Origin of the sequence: Radiobacillus kanasensis, assembly GCF_021049245.1 — a bacterium.
Classification (GTDB): domain Bacteria; phylum Bacillota; class Bacilli; order Bacillales; family Amphibacillaceae; genus Radiobacillus; species Radiobacillus kanasensis.
This window is the reverse complement of sequence record NZ_CP088020.1, coordinates 197,712-212,375: the sequence shown is the minus strand read 5'-3', so window position 1 is coordinate 212,375 and position 14,664 is coordinate 197,712. Positions and strand designations below refer to the sequence as shown.

Below are 14,664 nucleotides of genomic sequence, written 5' to 3'. Positions count from 1 at the left end.
TTCATCACCTACTGTTATGTTCTAAAGTCGAAAAGCAACCAATATGTCTATGGTTGCTCTCCCTGTTGTATAAGTAAATAGGGAGAGTTACTCTCCCTATTATCATTATTTTCCTAAGCTTTTATAAGCTTTTCTTCCCCAGCTCATACGAGCAAAAGTCATCGTTAAGACAATCGGTACAACGACAGCAACTGCCATGGCTAGGAAGAACATTGGCCAGTCTTGGAATTGAATCGATAGGAATCCTGGGATTCCTCCAACCCCAATGGAGTTTGCAAAAACGTCACTACCTACTGAGATTATCGCTGCAATAGCTGAACCAATCATTGCTGCAAAGAATGGGAACACGTATTTCAGGTTTATCCCAAACATTGCCGGCTCCGTTACACCTAAATAACAAGAGATAGCGGCAGGAACAGAAACTTGTTTTTCTTTTTCATCATTTTTATTCAAGAAAATCATCGCCATTACAGCAGAACCTTGCGCTATGTTAGACAAGGCAATCATTGGCCATAAGTTCGTACCATTAAACTCACTCATAAGCTGTAAGTCTATCGCATTAGTCATATGGTGTAACCCCGTAATAACAAGCGGTGCGTAGGCAAAGCCAAAGATGGCTGCGAATAACCAACCAAATGCGGAGGTTAAGCCAGAATACACTACATCCGAAATCCAAGTACCAATTGTCCAACCAATCGGTCCAAGCACAACGTGTGCTATGAGTACTGCTGGAATTAAAGCAAAGAATGGAACAAAAATCATCGATACAACATTCGGAATCACTTTACGTAACCAAATTTCTAAATAAGCTAAAACGAAACCTGCTAAAATTGCTGGAATTACTTGTGCTTGATACCCGATCATATCAACCGTTGCAAATCCGAAATCCCAAACCGGAATATCTTCTGCTCCTGCAACGCCATACGCGTTAAGTAGCTGTGGAGACACTAAGGTAATCCCTAATACAATACCAAGAATTTGAGTGGTACCCATTTTTCTAGATATCGCCCATGTGATCCCGACCGGTAGAAAGTGGAAAATGGCTTCCCCAATTAACCATAGGAAGGAATGAGCCCCCGCCCAGAATTGTGAAATATCTACTAGCGTTTTTTCATTTTCAGGTCCGAACATTCCAATACTTCCGATGACGTTTCTAAACCCTAAAATAAGACCCCCAACAACTAGCGCTGGAATTAATGGGGTGAAAATATCTGCCAAGTGAGAAATTAATCGTTGTAGCGGATTCATATTTTGCTTTGCTGCAACTTTAGCTTCATCCTTGGACGTATCACTTACCCCTGCCATTTTTGTAAATTCATTATAAAAAGATGATACCTCATTCCCTATGATAACTTGGAATTGTCCTGCATTGGTAAACGTCCCTTTGACTAGATCAATATCTTCGATTTTTTCTGCATCCGCTTTCTTTGGATCGTTTAAAACGAAGCGCATTCTTGTCGCACAGTGTGTCACGACAGAAATATTTTCACTACCACCGACATGCTCTAACAACTGTTTCGCCGGATCTGTAAATTTGCTCATCGCATATTCTCCTTTTCTTCGTTCTTCGTAAGGTTAGTTTCTCATGAATAAATAATTCCATTCACCACCACTTGTATATACAAGGCGTGATTGCGTTTTCATTGTATCTTGTATATACATGTCCTGTCAACAGAAAATGTTTTCTCTTTTGTGGTTATTTTAAACGTTATCTGGTATATCTATAGGTAAAAGGAGTTTTTGTAAGAGGAGGAGTATAAATGGAGCATCAAGTAGTTCTTTCTTTTTTACAAAATAAAATGGATGAGATTCAGAATAGAATGAGAAAAGTCATCGATCAACTAGACGAAGAAGATATAAACTGGAGACCGAACAAGGAAAGTAATAGCATAGGGAATTTAGTCATACATATTGACGGAAACATACATCAACGAGTGGAAGCACAAATTTTAGGTCTCCCAGACCGAAGAGACCGTGACAAAGAGTTCAACCACACTATTCAAATGAAAAAGGATGAGATCATTCAAACTTTAGGAGCGAGCTTTTCTACATTTACAGAGGCTGTTCAGGGTTTAAATGAAGAGGATTTACAACGAAAAACAGTTGTAAACGGAAAAGAGGTTTCCGTTCTAGAGGTGCTCATGCGGTGTACCAATCACTATTCGGAGCATCTTGGACAAATCATGTACATTGCAAAATTAAGATTAGGCGATCAATATATCACTACTACAATTCCAAAATAAGAAATAGGGGGAGGCTACCATAGCCTCCCCCCGTTTACAATTATTCAGCTAATGCCAGTGCTTGATCCAACACTTTGTCCCCTTGCATCATCCCATAAGCCATTTGGTTTATGATATCTACTTTAATGCCTTGTGGTTCTAGCTGTTCTCTAATTTTTTTCTCTAAATAACGGACCTGTGGACCAATTAATACAACGTCCAACCCATCTAAACTATTCTTCAATTCCGATTCGGATACTGCATTTATGGTAGCATTTAAGCCTCTGTTGTCTGCCTCTTTTCTCATTTTATTTACGAGCATCGAGGTAGACATGCCAGCGGAACAAACTAATAATATCTTCACCTATAGTCCCTCCACTTTTCTTATTTTTTCGTACATCTCAATCATTTCATTCGCTAAATCCTTCACGGTCATCGCGGTCATGAGATGATCCTGAGCATGGACCAAAATAACAGATACTTCATTTTTCTTTCCTTCTGCTTCTTCTTGTAATAACTGTGTTTGTACATGATGTGCCTCGGCAAATTCTTCATTTGCTTCTTCTATTTTTTTACGAGCTGTCTCAAATTCGTACTCTTTTGCTAAAGCGATGGCCTCCATGGAACTTGATCTTGCATTACCAGCATGAAGAATAATATTAAACGACAGCGTCTCGATCTTGGTTGTGATCATTAGAATCCGTTCCTTTCATGTCTTTATTTAGGGAGCGAACCCCTGCCATAACGAATGGAACATATAGGGCTACCGCAATTCCTAGGTTCACAATTTGTAAAGCAATTCCTCTCCAGCTTCCTCCTGTTACCAAATATCCACTCAGAATAGGTGGCGTGGTCCAAGGGATAATCGCTACTGTCTTCGGAACAAGTCCAGTCGATAGAGCAATATAGGATACAACCGTCAAGGTAACCGGAACGAGTATAAACGGAATCAGCATGATTGGATTTAGCACGATCGGAAGACCAAAGATAACTGGCTCATTAATATTGAATAATCCAGCAGGTGCCGATAGCTTCGCAACCTCACGATATGGATGCCTTTGATGACCCCTCACCACTATAAAGATTGCCATAAGTAGCGCAATTGTCGTTCCAGATCCTCCCATGAAGACGAAGGAATCCAGGAACGGTTTCGTAACGGTATAAGGTACGTCAAACGCGGACGTTCCTTCTTGGAACAAGCGTAAGTTTTCTTCGATTAAAGGTAAATATAGAGGTTCTATAACTGAGCCAATAATGTTCGTTCCGTGTAAGCCAAAGAACCAAAGTAGATGATTTAAGAATGCCACAATTATAGCTGCCGGCAACGTGTTTCCAAGACCTTGTAATGGCTCTTGAATAACAGTAAAGATTACCTCAAAGATACTTTGTTCTGCAAATACAGTCATTAATGCCTGGAACAAACCGACTAGTAGCAAGATAAAAGATGCAGGAATAAGTGCTCTAAAGGATCTTGCTACCCCTTCTGGAACTCCTTCTGGCATTTTAATCGTGAATTTTGATTGAATAAGTACTCTAAACAATTCTGTAGTAGCAATTGACAATATCAAAGCGACGAATAAACCTTGTGCTCCTAACCAAGCGAAATTAAGTCCCCAATCCTCCGTCACCGGAACGAGCATAATGTACGAGGCCGCAGAGATTAAACCTGCTGATAATCCATCTACATCATAAGACTTCGCAAGGTTGTAGGCGACAGAAAAAGCGACTAACAAGCCTAAGACGGCGAAACTACCATTCCATATCGTCCCACCAACAAGCTGCCAGTTCCCATCTCCAAAAATGCCGTTCATCCAACCGACAATATCAAAGGCTCCAAATGCTGGGAAGTTGTTAATAAGGACGGCTAATGAACCGATAATGATTAATGGCATAATCGCTACAAATCCATCCCGAATCGCAACTAAGTGACGTTGCGAACCAATTCGACCAGCGATTTCAATAAACTTTTGCATGTACTTGTTTTCCATTTTCTTGCCCCCCATAAAATTGTGGTAAATGATCCTTATGAGCTTCTAACAACTCATCCAAAACGTCTTTACTCCTTTTTTCATCCGCCACTAACGGGTTCATGACTAGAGCTGTATATGCATCGTTGTAATTTCCTGAAATAGCGGCCCGAATAACTAGTTCTTCAAAAGCCTTCATCTGTAAAGTGATTCCTTTTACTGTACCTGGCAATGAGCCAACAGCTATTGGCTTCGGTCCATCCTTTGTAATCACACAATTGACTTCAATGACAGCCTCATCTGGTAAGTCAGATATCGCCCCATTGTTGCTCGTGTTAACGGTCTGAATATCCCCTTTGTTGTTATGAATCGAGTCCATCAAGCTACAAGCAACATCACTATAAAACGCCCCTCCTCTTTTTTCTAATTCTTTTGGCTTTTCTGATAGACTAGGGTTTTTATAGATTTCAAACAGTGATTTTTCTAGAGTCTGTACAACTTCGGCTCTTGTGCCATTTTCATGAAATGCTTTAAGATCTTTATCTAGAACATCACGTGTTTGAAAGTAATACTGGTGGTATGGGTTGGGAAGCAATCGTGTTGACTGAATAAATGTCTTTGACCAACCTAGGTTCACAATGTTTGCCGGAGAGTAATCAAACCGATCATCACATAACTTGTCTAATACCTCTTCTGTCCGATCCATGCCATCCACAAGCACTTTTTGACCAAACACAAAGTGGTTCATTCCGATAAATTCTATTCGAACAGCTTCTGGAAGTACTTCTAGAATCTCCGCAATCGAATGCTTCATATTATACGGAATGTTACAAACCCCGATAATCTTCTTATGTGGGGAATGCTTTAGCAGCGCTTCTGTAACTATGCCAGCTGGATTCGTAAAATTAATAATCCAAGCATTCGGACAAATCTCATGCACATCCTTCGCTAGCTCTAATAATACGGGAATCGTTCTTAATGCTTTGAACAACCCCCCTGCCCCATTCGTTTCTTGCCCTATAAAACCGTGACTCAACGGAATTCTCTCATCAGCAGCTCTCGCTTTGAGTCCTCCGACTCGAATCTGAGTTGCTATAAAATCAGCACCTACAAATGCTTCTCTTCGATTTAGTGTCCATGATAGTTTAATAGGTTTTCCTGATGATTGAACCATCCTGGAAGCAAGCTTTCCTACAATTTCAAGTTTTTCCTTTCCTTCTTCAATATCCACAAGCACGATTTCCGATACCGGAAAACTCGAATGGCGATTGAGAATTCCTTCGATTAATTCAGGAGTATAGCTAGAGCCTCCTCCAACAATTACTACTTTAACACTCATTATGGCATCCTCCCCAAGACATATGAAAGCGCTTAATTATTTTTTATGTAATAAAGGACCTTTCGTCCTCTTATGTTTGCGCCTTTGTCTTCTTAAGTTACTTAAAATGTATCATACAAATTTATTGATGTCTATACAATATAACGAATTAAAATAAAAATTTGTTATAACAATTAAATTTGTTGTTATTATCACCACTTTTTTGTACACTTTATGTATCAAACCATTGGAGGAGAACTACCATGGAGAAAACCCAGTCGCTTCATGCATATATTAAAGAAGAAATGATTAACCGAATAAAGACAGGGGTGTATCAAAAAGGTGAACAAATCCCAACTGAATTAAAGCTCTGTGAGGAGTTTGAAGTAAGCAGGACGACAGTTCGTGCTGCCTTACACCAGTTGACCCTGGAAGGTTATTTAGTACGACAGCAAGGAAAGGGCACGTATGTTGCCGAACAAAAAGTGAAGCAAACATTATCAAGCACAGTCGAGACCTATAGTGAACAAATCGCCGTTCAAGGGAAGCGCGCAGAAATAACTTTAGTAAACTTAGAAGTTCTTCCCGCTAATGAATGGGTGCAGCAATCTCTAGATGTAAGCCTTAATGATCCTATTCAACGAATTGAACGGATTCGAAAAGCTAGCGAAGAAACGACACAGTATGAAATTTCCTATATTCCTTGGAGCATTGCGCCTGGCATTACAAAGAAACACGCAGAAACATCTTTATACACGACACTAAAAAGCGAATTTGATGTACACATTGCTAAAACAGTCGAGCATATTGAGATCACTCTAGCAGATGAGCGAATCAGTAAACACCTTAATTGTGAACCCGGCTTACCGTGTTTTTATATTGAAACCATCGCAGAGTCCATTGAAGGGAAAAAAATAGAGTATTCTCGCTCTTACTTCCGAGGAGATAAAACAAACTTTGTGATCGAGCGGAATTATCCATGGAGGGAAAAGGATGAAAGTAAGGATTAATGCAGATGACTTTGGATTAACGAAAGGGATCACAGATGGAATTATTCTCTCCCATCAAAAAGGGATGGTGACATCCACAACCATGATGATGAACGGAAAAGCCCTTGCCTATGCGGTTGAACAAGCAAAAAATAACCCATCTTTAAAAGTAGGAATTCACCTTGTGCTAACGTGGGGGAAGCCTTTACTAAAGAATGTTGACGACCTTGTGGACGAGAATGGGCTTTTCCGATTCACAAGCACCTTTGACCCCTCTGACTCTCCTAATGTGGATCAAGTCGAAAGGGAGTGGACGGCTCAAATTGAAGCATTTTTGGAAACTGGTTTGCCTTTGAGTCATATTGATAGTCATCATCACGTGCATGGTTGGCAAATTCTACAGGCTGTTGTTATAAAGTTGGCCAGAAAATACGGAGTGCCCGTCCGTTATGTAGAAACATTAAAAGATTACCCAGAATTAGCGATGACGGATACCCTTTGGGATAGCTTTTATGGTGATGGTGTTAATGGTCATCTGTTTGCGGAACTAAGCTCTTTAGAGGTAGATTCCGTCGAGGTTATGACACACCCAGCTGTGGTAGATGACGAATTGAAACATATGACATCCTATGCAACCCCTAGAGAGAAAGAGCTAAGTTTACTTTGTTCCATGGAAGTCCCAGGTTGGGTTAGACTCTTTTAAAAATTATAGTTGACCCTACAAGGAAGCTATATTATTCTATAGACACAACATAAGACTAAGCCAAGCTCCAAAGGGGAGTAGCTAACAGTTATGTCGACAAGACGTGGGTAAAACCACCGGCTAAACTGGCAACGATTTTAGTTGTTTGCGAGACCTTTGCCAAACCGGTTGAGGGGATAGATTATGACCTTTACCATGAACTGGTGAAGGTTTTTTGTTGGTTAACATTCCAAACAGAAACGAGAGGTCATATACGTTGATAAACAAAGTACTCAATATGATGAAGGTAGGATCTGCAAAAGTAGACCTAAAGCTGGAGGCAAACGAGTTAAAGCACGGAGACCACTTAAATGGTGTTTTCGAGTTAAAAGGTGGTTGGGTAAGCAGCAAATTAAAACGCCTAGAATGCGACCTCGTAAGAGAATGTCCCGGTAAGAAACCAGAATTTATTGAGCCCGTCCAAACTTTGCTTACATCCAAAACGATTAATACCGGGGAGCAGCAGGAAATTCCTTTCTCCTATCAGATTCCTGCAGAGTTAGAACCAACTTCTTCAGAGGTTAAATACTCGCTTCATACAAAAGTCGTGTTTTCTGATGATGTAAAGTGCATGGATAGTGATGAAATCGTAATTAAAAAACAATCGCTATAAGAGGATGTTCAAAAAGTCCGGTAAAGGAAACTTGGTGAAACCAAGCCGAACAGCGCAGGTTAAGCCTTAGTTGAACTTATACTATCACCCAAAAAACTATATTTATGATAGTGTAAAAATCACTTTGAACTTCTGCGTTGACTTGCTTCTCAAAAACCGGTGCACCTGCGTCTTCTAGCACTTTCGAGGAAGTTAAATTCCTCGGTGCAAGGCAGCAAGGAAGTTACTTCGCAGAAGTGGCCTTCCTCATCTCATGTATCTAAAAGGAATAGTGGATCTTCTGCTAAAGTCGTGCATGTCCTGGGACTGCGGTTACTCGCCCCACCGAAAACATTTGTGCACAACGCAGAAGTCAGCACATCCTGTACAAGTCCGGTACTTGAAAAAGAAAAACACTTTTTCTGCGTGCGATGTTTATGCTTCCGAAGCAACGAGCTTGTACTCGAAGCTGCGCCGCCTTGAATATTAAAGAAGACTTGGCGACCTGCGAACGGAGTGAGGAAGAGCCTTAGTCGCACTTATACTTACATCCATGGATGTTTATAAAAGTAAGTGCTCCTGAGCTTTTTATCCTCCTTTTTGAACACGCACTATAATGAGAAAATCCCAGTGAAAAAGTCCACTCACTGGGATTTATTTTTATTCTTTTTTTAAATCCATAGTACTCCGTACGGTATCAATCGGCCGAACCATACTTTCGATTTGCTCACGCTTCGATTCTAAGAATGGTGGTAAGGATAACTTTTCTCCTAATGTTTCATAAGGTTCATCACCCATAAAGCCAGGTCCGTCAGTTGCAAATTCAAATAATATTTGTGGAGCAACCCGAGAATAAAGCGATTTAAAGAAGAATCGATCGACAAATCCAGATGTTTGGAATCCAAAGCCTCTCATACGCTCATCCCATTCATCTAACGTTTTCCGGTCATCAATTCGGAATGCCGCATGGTGTACTGTTCCAAAACCTTGTCGTGCTTCCGGTAGCATGACATTATGCTCGACAATGACAGATGCTCCGTTCCCGCCCTCTCCCACTTCGAAAAGGTGCAAGGAGCCATCTTTATCCGTTTCCTTAAACAATAACACTTTTTCCAGCATTTCTTTAAAGAAGTCAAAGTTTTGAATTCTGATCAATAATGGCCCAAGTCCAGTAATCGCATATTCCAGTGGAACCGGTCCCTTTTGCCACGGCGTTCCGGATTCCACACCCTCGTTGTTTTCATCGGAAACCAATTGATATTGTTGTTCATCGAAATCCTCAAAAGATAACGTCTTTTTACCAAATTGTTCTTTAATACCGCCATGCTTTACATCTAAACGATCAAACCGTTTCACCCAATATTCTAACGCTTCATCACTAGGAACTCGGAAACCTGTTCGATAGATTTCATTCGTCCCGTGCGTACCCTTCGGAATTCCCGGGAAATCAAAAAAGGTCATATCTGTTCCTGGACTCCCTGTGTCATCCGCAAAGAACAAGTGATACGTCTGGATGTCATCTTGATTAACCGTTTTTTTGATGAGACGCATTCCTAAAATATATGTGAAAAATTCATAGTTCTTTTCCGCACTACTCGTAATGGCTGTGACATGGTGGATTCCCTTTAGTTCGTTCACGTTATATCCCTCCATTATTGAAGTTTTTCCTGATGATTTTCCGAGACGCAATATCACGTTCGGTTTTATATATCGGTGCTTAGTATTTTTTCAGCAATGAAAATTATCTTTAATTCGAGATAAATATAACACGGATAAATGAAGTGGTCAATTCATCAGCGTTCGTACGTCTTCAGGCCGGGAGCTACATACCTTTCGAATCTATCTAATAGCTTTCCACTATTCTCCTCTACCATAACCATTTCTTTATATCGTTGCTGCATAAATTGCTCATTCACCATATGCGTAAAGAAATCAACCAATGGACTATAATATTGGTTCGTGTTTAACAGTCCGCATGGTTTTTGATGAAGACCAATTTGAGCCCAGGTTAATGCCTCAAAAAATTCTTCCATTGTCCCAGCCCCACCTGGTAAAGCGATAAAACCATCGACCATCTCCGCCATTTTCGCTTTTCTTTCATGCATCGTTTCCACAATAATTAGGTCTGTTAACGCTTTATGTGAAATCTCACGTTCATCTAAAAAACGAGGCATAATACCTATGGCTTGTCCTCCGTTCTGTAAAACTGAATTCGCCACAGTACCCATTACCCCTACACTAGCTCCTCCATATACTAAGGCAATATCCCGCTCCACTAGGTCTTTTCCGAGCTGTTCCGCAGCTTTCATATATTCGTCTGAAGCCCCTTTACTTGATCCACAAAATACGGCAATACGTTTCATGTTTATCCTCCTCTGTCCTATTCAAATAATGGAATTCCTGGGTCTTTACTTAGATGATGTACGAGCATTGCATGTAACTGTCCACGGTGATGATATAGATGGGCAATAATCTCTAGCAGCCATTCATAACGGGTATAAGTAACACCCCAATGCGAAGTTACTTCTTCTTGCAACCGACTCTCTGATAGGTTCTCATATCCCTTTTTCAAAACATCATAACTATGTAGAAGGGTATCTTTTATATCCTTGATGGTAGTTGGCTCTGCTCGATTATAGAAGGTATCCATCTCTTCTGAAGATGCTCCGTTAGATATTTGAAAATCCGCTTCGCAAATCATAGAAAGATGTGCTGCTAATTCTCCTACAGAAAACTTACTCTCGGTGGGTCTTATCTTTAGATCCTGTTCCTCTAGCTTATCTAACATTTGTGAAGTAGTATCCACTGCAATATTAATTTGATGTAAAGCATGATGTACAAATGAATTCATAGCAAGCCCCCTCGAATATACGTTCGATTTTACTATATCAAAAATGGAGGTCTTGAAACATAAAGTGAAGGAATTTTTAAAATAAAAATAGAATATATATAGCCTGATTCATACAAAGGAGGAGACGGCATGCAAATTTTACTCATTCGCCATGGTCAATCAGAAGCAGACTTGTTGAATGTCCATGAAGGAAGTGCTGATTATCCGTTGACGGAAGAAGGAATAGATCAAGTGAATCGAATGGCAAAAAGAGTATTGAAGGAGTTTCCTCCTGACTTTATTTGGGCTAGTACACAAAAAAGAGCAAGGAAGACTGCCGATATTTTAGCAGATTTAATAGGATGCCCCATTACATACTTAACGGAGTTACGCGAACATGATAACGGGGATCTAGCTGGTCAACCTTTAGACGAAGTACCGTTCCCATGGGGGTTACACCCACATGAAAAGTTTGGATTAACAGGTGAATCGGCTATTGAATTCCGAGCAAGAGGAGAGCAAGCATTTTCTTATATGAAGAAGAATAGCACCGAATACAAGCGTATTGCCATCGTGTCCCATGGAGGAATGATTTCTAGAATTATAGAAAGCTTTCTAGGACTGCCTTGCAATCATGACATTTTTTTCAAAACGGATGACACTGGCATTCACCTACTAGAGTACAAGGAAACAGGAAGATCTATCCTTTTCTCCAATAGCTCAACACACTTATGATAGGATCATAAATTTGCCGTTCTGGTAACCGGATGGCTTTATTTATATCCCGTAAAATATTTTTAGGATAGAATCTCTAGCAGGGACTTGTAGCACTTCAAATCCTTTTAAAAATTCCTGAGAGTCATAAGAAATTTCCTTCACACAAACGTCGATCTCTCCAGTTGGTACAATTGTCATTAACGCGTATGGTGCTATGGATTGATGCCCACAACCTAGTGCTCCTGGATTTAAGTAAAGTCTTTGGTTTTGGTTTGATTTAAAATGATGAAGAATGTGATGATGTCCAAAACAAACAACATCCGCCCCTTCAGTTTGATATATACTGTCTAATTTTAAAGCAGAAGGCTCTTGATCGATCGGGAGAAATGTCTCATTGGCCTCCATGTGATAATGCCTAAACAAAAACTTCTTCTCATTATAGCTGGCAGATCTTTGCATGGGTAATTGAGCTAGAAAGGGATGATAGGATTTTTCCAGATTCTTAGCAATCCATTCATGGTGTTCTAGTTCCTCGCCATTACTTTCTGGCTCTCTTTGCTCTATAATATCTAAAATCGCTTGATCATGGTTTCCCCTTACATAGATGACATCCTCTCTTCTAGTAAGACGTTGCAGCACTTCATTAGTTTGATAGCCAATTCCAATTAAGTCGCCTAAACAATAGATATGATTTATATCCTGCTGATTGTCTATATCCTTTAAGACCGCCTCCTAGGCAGCATCATTCCCATGAATATCTGTCATAATAGCAAGTTTGATTGAGGACTCCATATTACCCCGCCTCTTCCTAGTAATGGGATTATTATATCACTTTGATTCAATTAGATTTACAGAAGAACCAAGCATATTACAGGAAAAAATTTCAAATCTCATTTATGATGGAACCATTCGACTAGAATGATAAGGAGTGATTTAACATGACGAAGCACGTTCAGTTAGGTAAATCTGAACTTTATGTAAATCCCATAGGCTTAGGAACAAATGCGGTTGGTGGGCACAACTTGTATCCAAACCTAGATGAAGAGGCTGGCAAAGACCTTGTACGAACCGCTTTAAATCATGGTATCAACTTTTTAGACACAGCTTTTATATATGGTCCTGAGCGTTCCGAAGAATTAATCGGCGAGGTTATGAAAGAAGAAGGTAAGCGGAAAGAAGCGATTCTTGCAACAAAAGGAGCTCATAAATTTGTAGATGGCGAAGTCGTGATGGACAACTCACCAGAATTTCTTACGAAGTCCGTGGAGGATAGCTTAAAGAGACTGCAAACAGACTATATCGATTTGTATTACATTCATTTTCCAGACAAGGATACTCTGAAAGCAGAAGCAGTTGGTGCATTAAGCCGATTGAAAGAACAAGGAAAAATCAGAGCCATTGGAGTATCCAACTTCTCCTTAGAACAGTTGAAAGATGCCAACAAGGATGGCTATGTGGATGTATTCCAAGGCGAGTATAACTTATTGCAAAGAGAGGCGGAAAAGGATCTTCTTCCTTATGTTTCGGAGCATAATATTTCGTTTATCCCGTACTTCCCTCTTGCTTCAGGATTACTAGCCGGGAAATATACGGAACATATGACATTTGATGATCTTCGCAAAAACATGCCACATTTCCAAGGTGCAACTTTTAAGGACAATCTTGCGAAAGTTGATCAAGTGAGAAAAATTGCTGATGCAAAAGGTACAGAAGTGGCCCATGTTGTCCTTGCTTGGTATTTAACTCGTGACGGGGTAGATGCTGTCATCCCTGGAGCAAAGCGCGCCGACCAAGTATTAAACAATCTAAAAACATTGGATGTTTCCCTCACACAAGCAGAGATTGAAGAGATTGATCATATTTTTAGATAGAACTAACAAAGACATGGCCATCTCAGCCATGTCTTTTTCATTACTTCCAATCCATCTTTTCAACTAATTGTGTGATATGAGCTAAATGGTGTCTACCATGCCAGTTGTAAAACCCTAAATACTTTGACAATGTTTGTTTGCCAGACTCTGGATGAATGAATGTTTTTTCAAATTCATCAAAACCTATACTTTGCAATAGATGAACCGTTCGTTTATGAATGGCTTCTATTGTTGCTAAAGAAAACGCTACAGGCAACTGATAATCAGCTTGCTCTGCCCATTCCGCTTCTTCATATGGCTTGATGGTTGGATTCTCTTCTGTCAAAGCCAGTTTGAAACGAATAAAGCTATTCATATGACTATCCGCTACATGATGAACAACTTGACGCACCGACCAGCCGCCATCACGATATGGTGTATCTAGCTGCTCTTCACTCATGTACTGTACGACATCTTTTATTTGCTTCGGAAGCTCCTCTACTTCCTTTAACCATTGTTCAATATCGCCTTTGGTGATTTCCCCTTGATGTTCAAATTGTCCAATAGGATACCTTTCATCCATGACGACTCCTCCTCGTATTTTAGATTGATAGCAAGAAACAAATTATATATCACTTCTCTTAATAGCACGCGTCACCATAAACGTATTTATATAAGGGTCTAACTCACGACTCCCACCAAAATTATCTTCGTAAAAACCAGCAATCATAAATCCAGCTTCTATTTGCCCTTGAATTTGATCCTCTAATGTATGACCATATTCAATCGTCTCATGAGCAGCTATATGATTTTCTCGTTCCGCTTCATTCATAGGATCAAGCGTAGAAAATGGAATAGAATGCTTAACTTCCAAGTTCCCCCGCATTTCTTGTTCATCATCGAAAATGAACAAAAGCGGGTTCGCAAACCCAGATAAAAGAGAACCATTTTCTTTTAATACTCTTGCGGCTTCCTGCCACACTGGTTTTACATCCTCTACAAAAAGATTAGCTACGGGATGAATGACCATATCGAATGTCCCATCTTCGAAAAAATGAAGGTTCGACATGCTTCCTTGGATCGTCTGCAAAGATAAACCATCGCGCTTTGCAACAAGTTCGTCCTGATCTAATTGCTTTTGTGAAATATCAACAACCGTCACGTCTGCTCCAGCTGCAGCCAGCACTGGGCCTTGTTGACCGCCACCAGAAGCAAGGCATAAGACTTTTAGACCCTTTAAGGAATTTGGAAACCAATTCTGAGGAACAGTCTTTGTAGGAGTTAAGTTAATCGACCAATTCCCCTGTTTACTTTTGGCTACCTCTTCCCCACTAACTGGTTTCGTATAAACCGCCCCATCGTTCACTTTTTTATCCCAAGCAGCTTGGTTATGTTTAACTGTATCCAATTTATATTCCACCTTTTCATCATCATTTA

16 protein-coding genes and 1 pseudogene are annotated in these 14,664 nt (G+C 40.1%); 6 read left to right on the top strand and 11 right to left on the bottom strand.

Annotated elements, in window-relative coordinates; genetic code table 11:
• Nucleotides 1-105: 105 nt before the first annotated feature.
• A complete protein-coding gene (treP, locus tag KO561_RS01190; protein WP_231095303.1) occupies nucleotides 106-1,542 on the bottom strand; it encodes a PTS system trehalose-specific EIIBC component in 1,437 nt (478 codons plus the stop codon).
• 218 nt (nucleotides 1,543-1,760) lie between these two features.
• On the opposite strand from treP, the gene KO561_RS01185 reads away from it, so the two are divergent.
• A complete protein-coding gene (locus tag KO561_RS01185; RefSeq protein ID WP_231095302.1) occupies nucleotides 1,761-2,243 on the top strand; it encodes a DinB family protein in 483 nt (160 codons plus the stop codon).
• A gap of 40 nt (nucleotides 2,244-2,283) precedes the next feature.
• On the opposite strand, the gene KO561_RS01180 is transcribed toward KO561_RS01185, so the two are convergent.
• From KO561_RS01180 to KO561_RS01165, 4 genes are read right to left on the bottom strand one after another with little or no spacing between them, the layout of a single operon-like run.
• Complete coding sequence (locus KO561_RS01180) at nucleotides 2,284-2,586, bottom strand: PTS sugar transporter subunit IIB (protein WP_231095301.1); 303 nt, start codon at nucleotides 2,584-2,586, stop codon at nucleotides 2,284-2,286.
• Complete coding sequence (locus KO561_RS01175; RefSeq protein WP_408004834.1) at nucleotides 2,587-2,916, bottom strand: PTS lactose/cellobiose transporter subunit IIA; 330 nt, start codon at nucleotides 2,914-2,916, stop codon at nucleotides 2,587-2,589.
• Nucleotides 2,882-4,210: a PTS sugar transporter subunit IIC gene (locus tag KO561_RS01170; RefSeq protein ID WP_231095299.1), complete on the bottom strand. Its 1,329-nt coding sequence runs from the start codon at nucleotides 4,208-4,210 to the stop codon at nucleotides 2,882-2,884. The genes KO561_RS01175 and KO561_RS01170 overlap by 35 nt, the downstream gene beginning before the upstream one ends.
• Nucleotides 4,179-5,528 (bottom strand): 6-phospho-beta-glucosidase, encoded by a 1,350-nt coding sequence (locus tag KO561_RS01165; RefSeq protein WP_231095297.1) that lies wholly within the window; start codon nucleotides 5,526-5,528, stop codon nucleotides 4,179-4,181. The genes KO561_RS01170 and KO561_RS01165 overlap by 32 nt, the downstream gene beginning before the upstream one ends.
• Nucleotides 5,529-5,770: 242 nt before the next feature.
• Between KO561_RS01165 and KO561_RS01160 the strand changes: the two genes are divergently transcribed.
• The 3 genes from KO561_RS01160 to KO561_RS01150 all read left to right on the top strand — a co-directional run bounded on the left by KO561_RS01160 (nucleotide 5,771) and on the right by KO561_RS01150 (nucleotide 7,851).
• On the top strand, nucleotides 5,771-6,517 hold the full coding sequence (locus tag KO561_RS01160; protein ID WP_231095296.1) for a GntR family transcriptional regulator: 747 nt from the start codon (nucleotides 5,771-5,773) through the stop codon (nucleotides 6,515-6,517).
• A complete protein-coding gene (gene chbG / locus KO561_RS01155) occupies nucleotides 6,501-7,199 on the top strand; it encodes a chitin disaccharide deacetylase (RefSeq protein ID WP_231095295.1) in 699 nt (232 codons plus the stop codon). Before KO561_RS01160 ends, chbG begins: the two co-directional genes overlap by 17 nt.
• Nucleotides 7,200-7,455: 256 nt before the next feature.
• Nucleotides 7,456-7,851, top strand: coding sequence for a sporulation protein (locus KO561_RS01150; RefSeq protein ID WP_231095294.1), 396 nt, complete (start codon nucleotides 7,456-7,458; stop codon nucleotides 7,849-7,851).
• A 639-nt stretch (nucleotides 7,852-8,490) separates the two neighbouring features.
• Here the strand turns inward: KO561_RS01150 and KO561_RS01145 are convergent.
• From KO561_RS01145 to KO561_RS01135, 3 genes are all read right to left on the bottom strand, one after another.
• Nucleotides 8,491-9,468, bottom strand: a complete 978-nt coding sequence (locus KO561_RS01145) for a ring-cleaving dioxygenase (RefSeq protein WP_231095292.1) — start codon at nucleotides 9,466-9,468, stop codon at nucleotides 8,491-8,493.
• Between the two features lie 155 nt (nucleotides 9,469-9,623).
• Complete coding sequence (locus KO561_RS01140; protein WP_231095291.1) at nucleotides 9,624-10,193, bottom strand: LOG family protein; 570 nt, start codon at nucleotides 10,191-10,193, stop codon at nucleotides 9,624-9,626.
• 17 nt (nucleotides 10,194-10,210) lie between these two features.
• Entirely contained in the window at nucleotides 10,211-10,681 is a 471-nt protein-coding gene (locus KO561_RS01135) for a DinB family protein (protein WP_231095290.1), read from the bottom strand.
• 129 nt (nucleotides 10,682-10,810) lie between these two features.
• Here KO561_RS01135 and KO561_RS01130 point away from each other — a divergent pair, with 129 nt between their 5' ends.
• On the top strand, nucleotides 10,811-11,395 hold the full coding sequence (locus KO561_RS01130; protein WP_231095289.1) for a histidine phosphatase family protein: 585 nt from the start codon (nucleotides 10,811-10,813) through the stop codon (nucleotides 11,393-11,395).
• A 42-nt stretch (nucleotides 11,396-11,437) separates the two neighbouring features.
• Here the strand turns inward: KO561_RS01130 and KO561_RS01125 are convergent.
• Nucleotides 11,438-12,094, bottom strand: a pseudogene (locus KO561_RS01125) (metallophosphoesterase family protein); the annotation flags it as partial.
• A 221-nt stretch (nucleotides 12,095-12,315) separates the two neighbouring features.
• Between KO561_RS01125 and KO561_RS01120 the strand changes: the two are divergent.
• Nucleotides 12,316-13,248, top strand: coding sequence for an aldo/keto reductase (locus tag KO561_RS01120; protein WP_231095288.1), 933 nt, complete (start codon nucleotides 12,316-12,318; stop codon nucleotides 13,246-13,248).
• A gap of 40 nt (nucleotides 13,249-13,288) precedes the next feature.
• Here KO561_RS01120 and KO561_RS01115 read toward each other — a convergent pair whose 3' ends face one another.
• Entirely contained in the window at nucleotides 13,289-13,810 is a 522-nt protein-coding gene (locus KO561_RS01115; RefSeq protein WP_231095287.1) for a YfiT family bacillithiol transferase, read from the bottom strand.
• Nucleotides 13,811-13,852: 42 nt separating this feature from the next.
• The gene (locus KO561_RS01110; protein ID WP_231095285.1) at nucleotides 13,853-14,635 is read right to left on the bottom strand and encodes a class I SAM-dependent methyltransferase; all 783 of its coding nucleotides are present in this window, start codon (nucleotides 14,633-14,635) and stop codon (nucleotides 13,853-13,855) included.
• Nucleotides 14,636-14,664: the final 29 nt, after the last annotated feature.

Bases quoted from the DNA above. Each gene is read 5' to 3' on its own strand.
- treP (WP_231095303.1), bottom strand. From the start codon at position 1,542: ATGAGCAAATTTACAGATCCGGCGAAACAGTTGTTAGAGCATGTCGGT.
- KO561_RS01185 (WP_231095302.1), top strand. From the start codon at position 1,761: ATGGAGCATCAAGTAGTTCTTTCTTTTTTACAAAATAAAATGGATGAG.
- KO561_RS01175 (WP_408004834.1), bottom strand. From the start codon at position 2,916: ATGATCACAACCAAGATCGAGACGCTGTCGTTTAATATTATTCTTCAT.
- KO561_RS01170 (WP_231095299.1), bottom strand. From the start codon at position 4,210: ATGGAAAACAAGTACATGCAAAAGTTTATTGAAATCGCTGGTCGAATT.
- KO561_RS01165 (WP_231095297.1), bottom strand. From the start codon at position 5,528: ATGAGTGTTAAAGTAGTAATTGTTGGAGGAGGCTCTAGCTATACTCCT.
- KO561_RS01160 (WP_231095296.1), top strand. From the start codon at position 5,771: ATGGAGAAAACCCAGTCGCTTCATGCATATATTAAAGAAGAAATGATT.
- chbG (WP_231095295.1), top strand. From the start codon at position 6,501: ATGAAAGTAAGGATTAATGCAGATGACTTTGGATTAACGAAAGGGATC.
- KO561_RS01140 (WP_231095291.1), bottom strand. From the start codon at position 10,193: ATGAAACGTATTGCCGTATTTTGTGGATCAAGTAAAGGGGCTTCAGAC.
- KO561_RS01135 (WP_231095290.1), bottom strand. From the start codon at position 10,681: ATGAATTCATTTGTACATCATGCTTTACATCAAATTAATATTGCAGTG.
- KO561_RS01130 (WP_231095289.1), top strand. From the start codon at position 10,811: ATGCAAATTTTACTCATTCGCCATGGTCAATCAGAAGCAGACTTGTTG.
- KO561_RS01120 (WP_231095288.1), top strand. From the start codon at position 12,316: ATGACGAAGCACGTTCAGTTAGGTAAATCTGAACTTTATGTAAATCCC.
- KO561_RS01115 (WP_231095287.1), bottom strand. From the start codon at position 13,810: ATGGATGAAAGGTATCCTATTGGACAATTTGAACATCAAGGGGAAATC.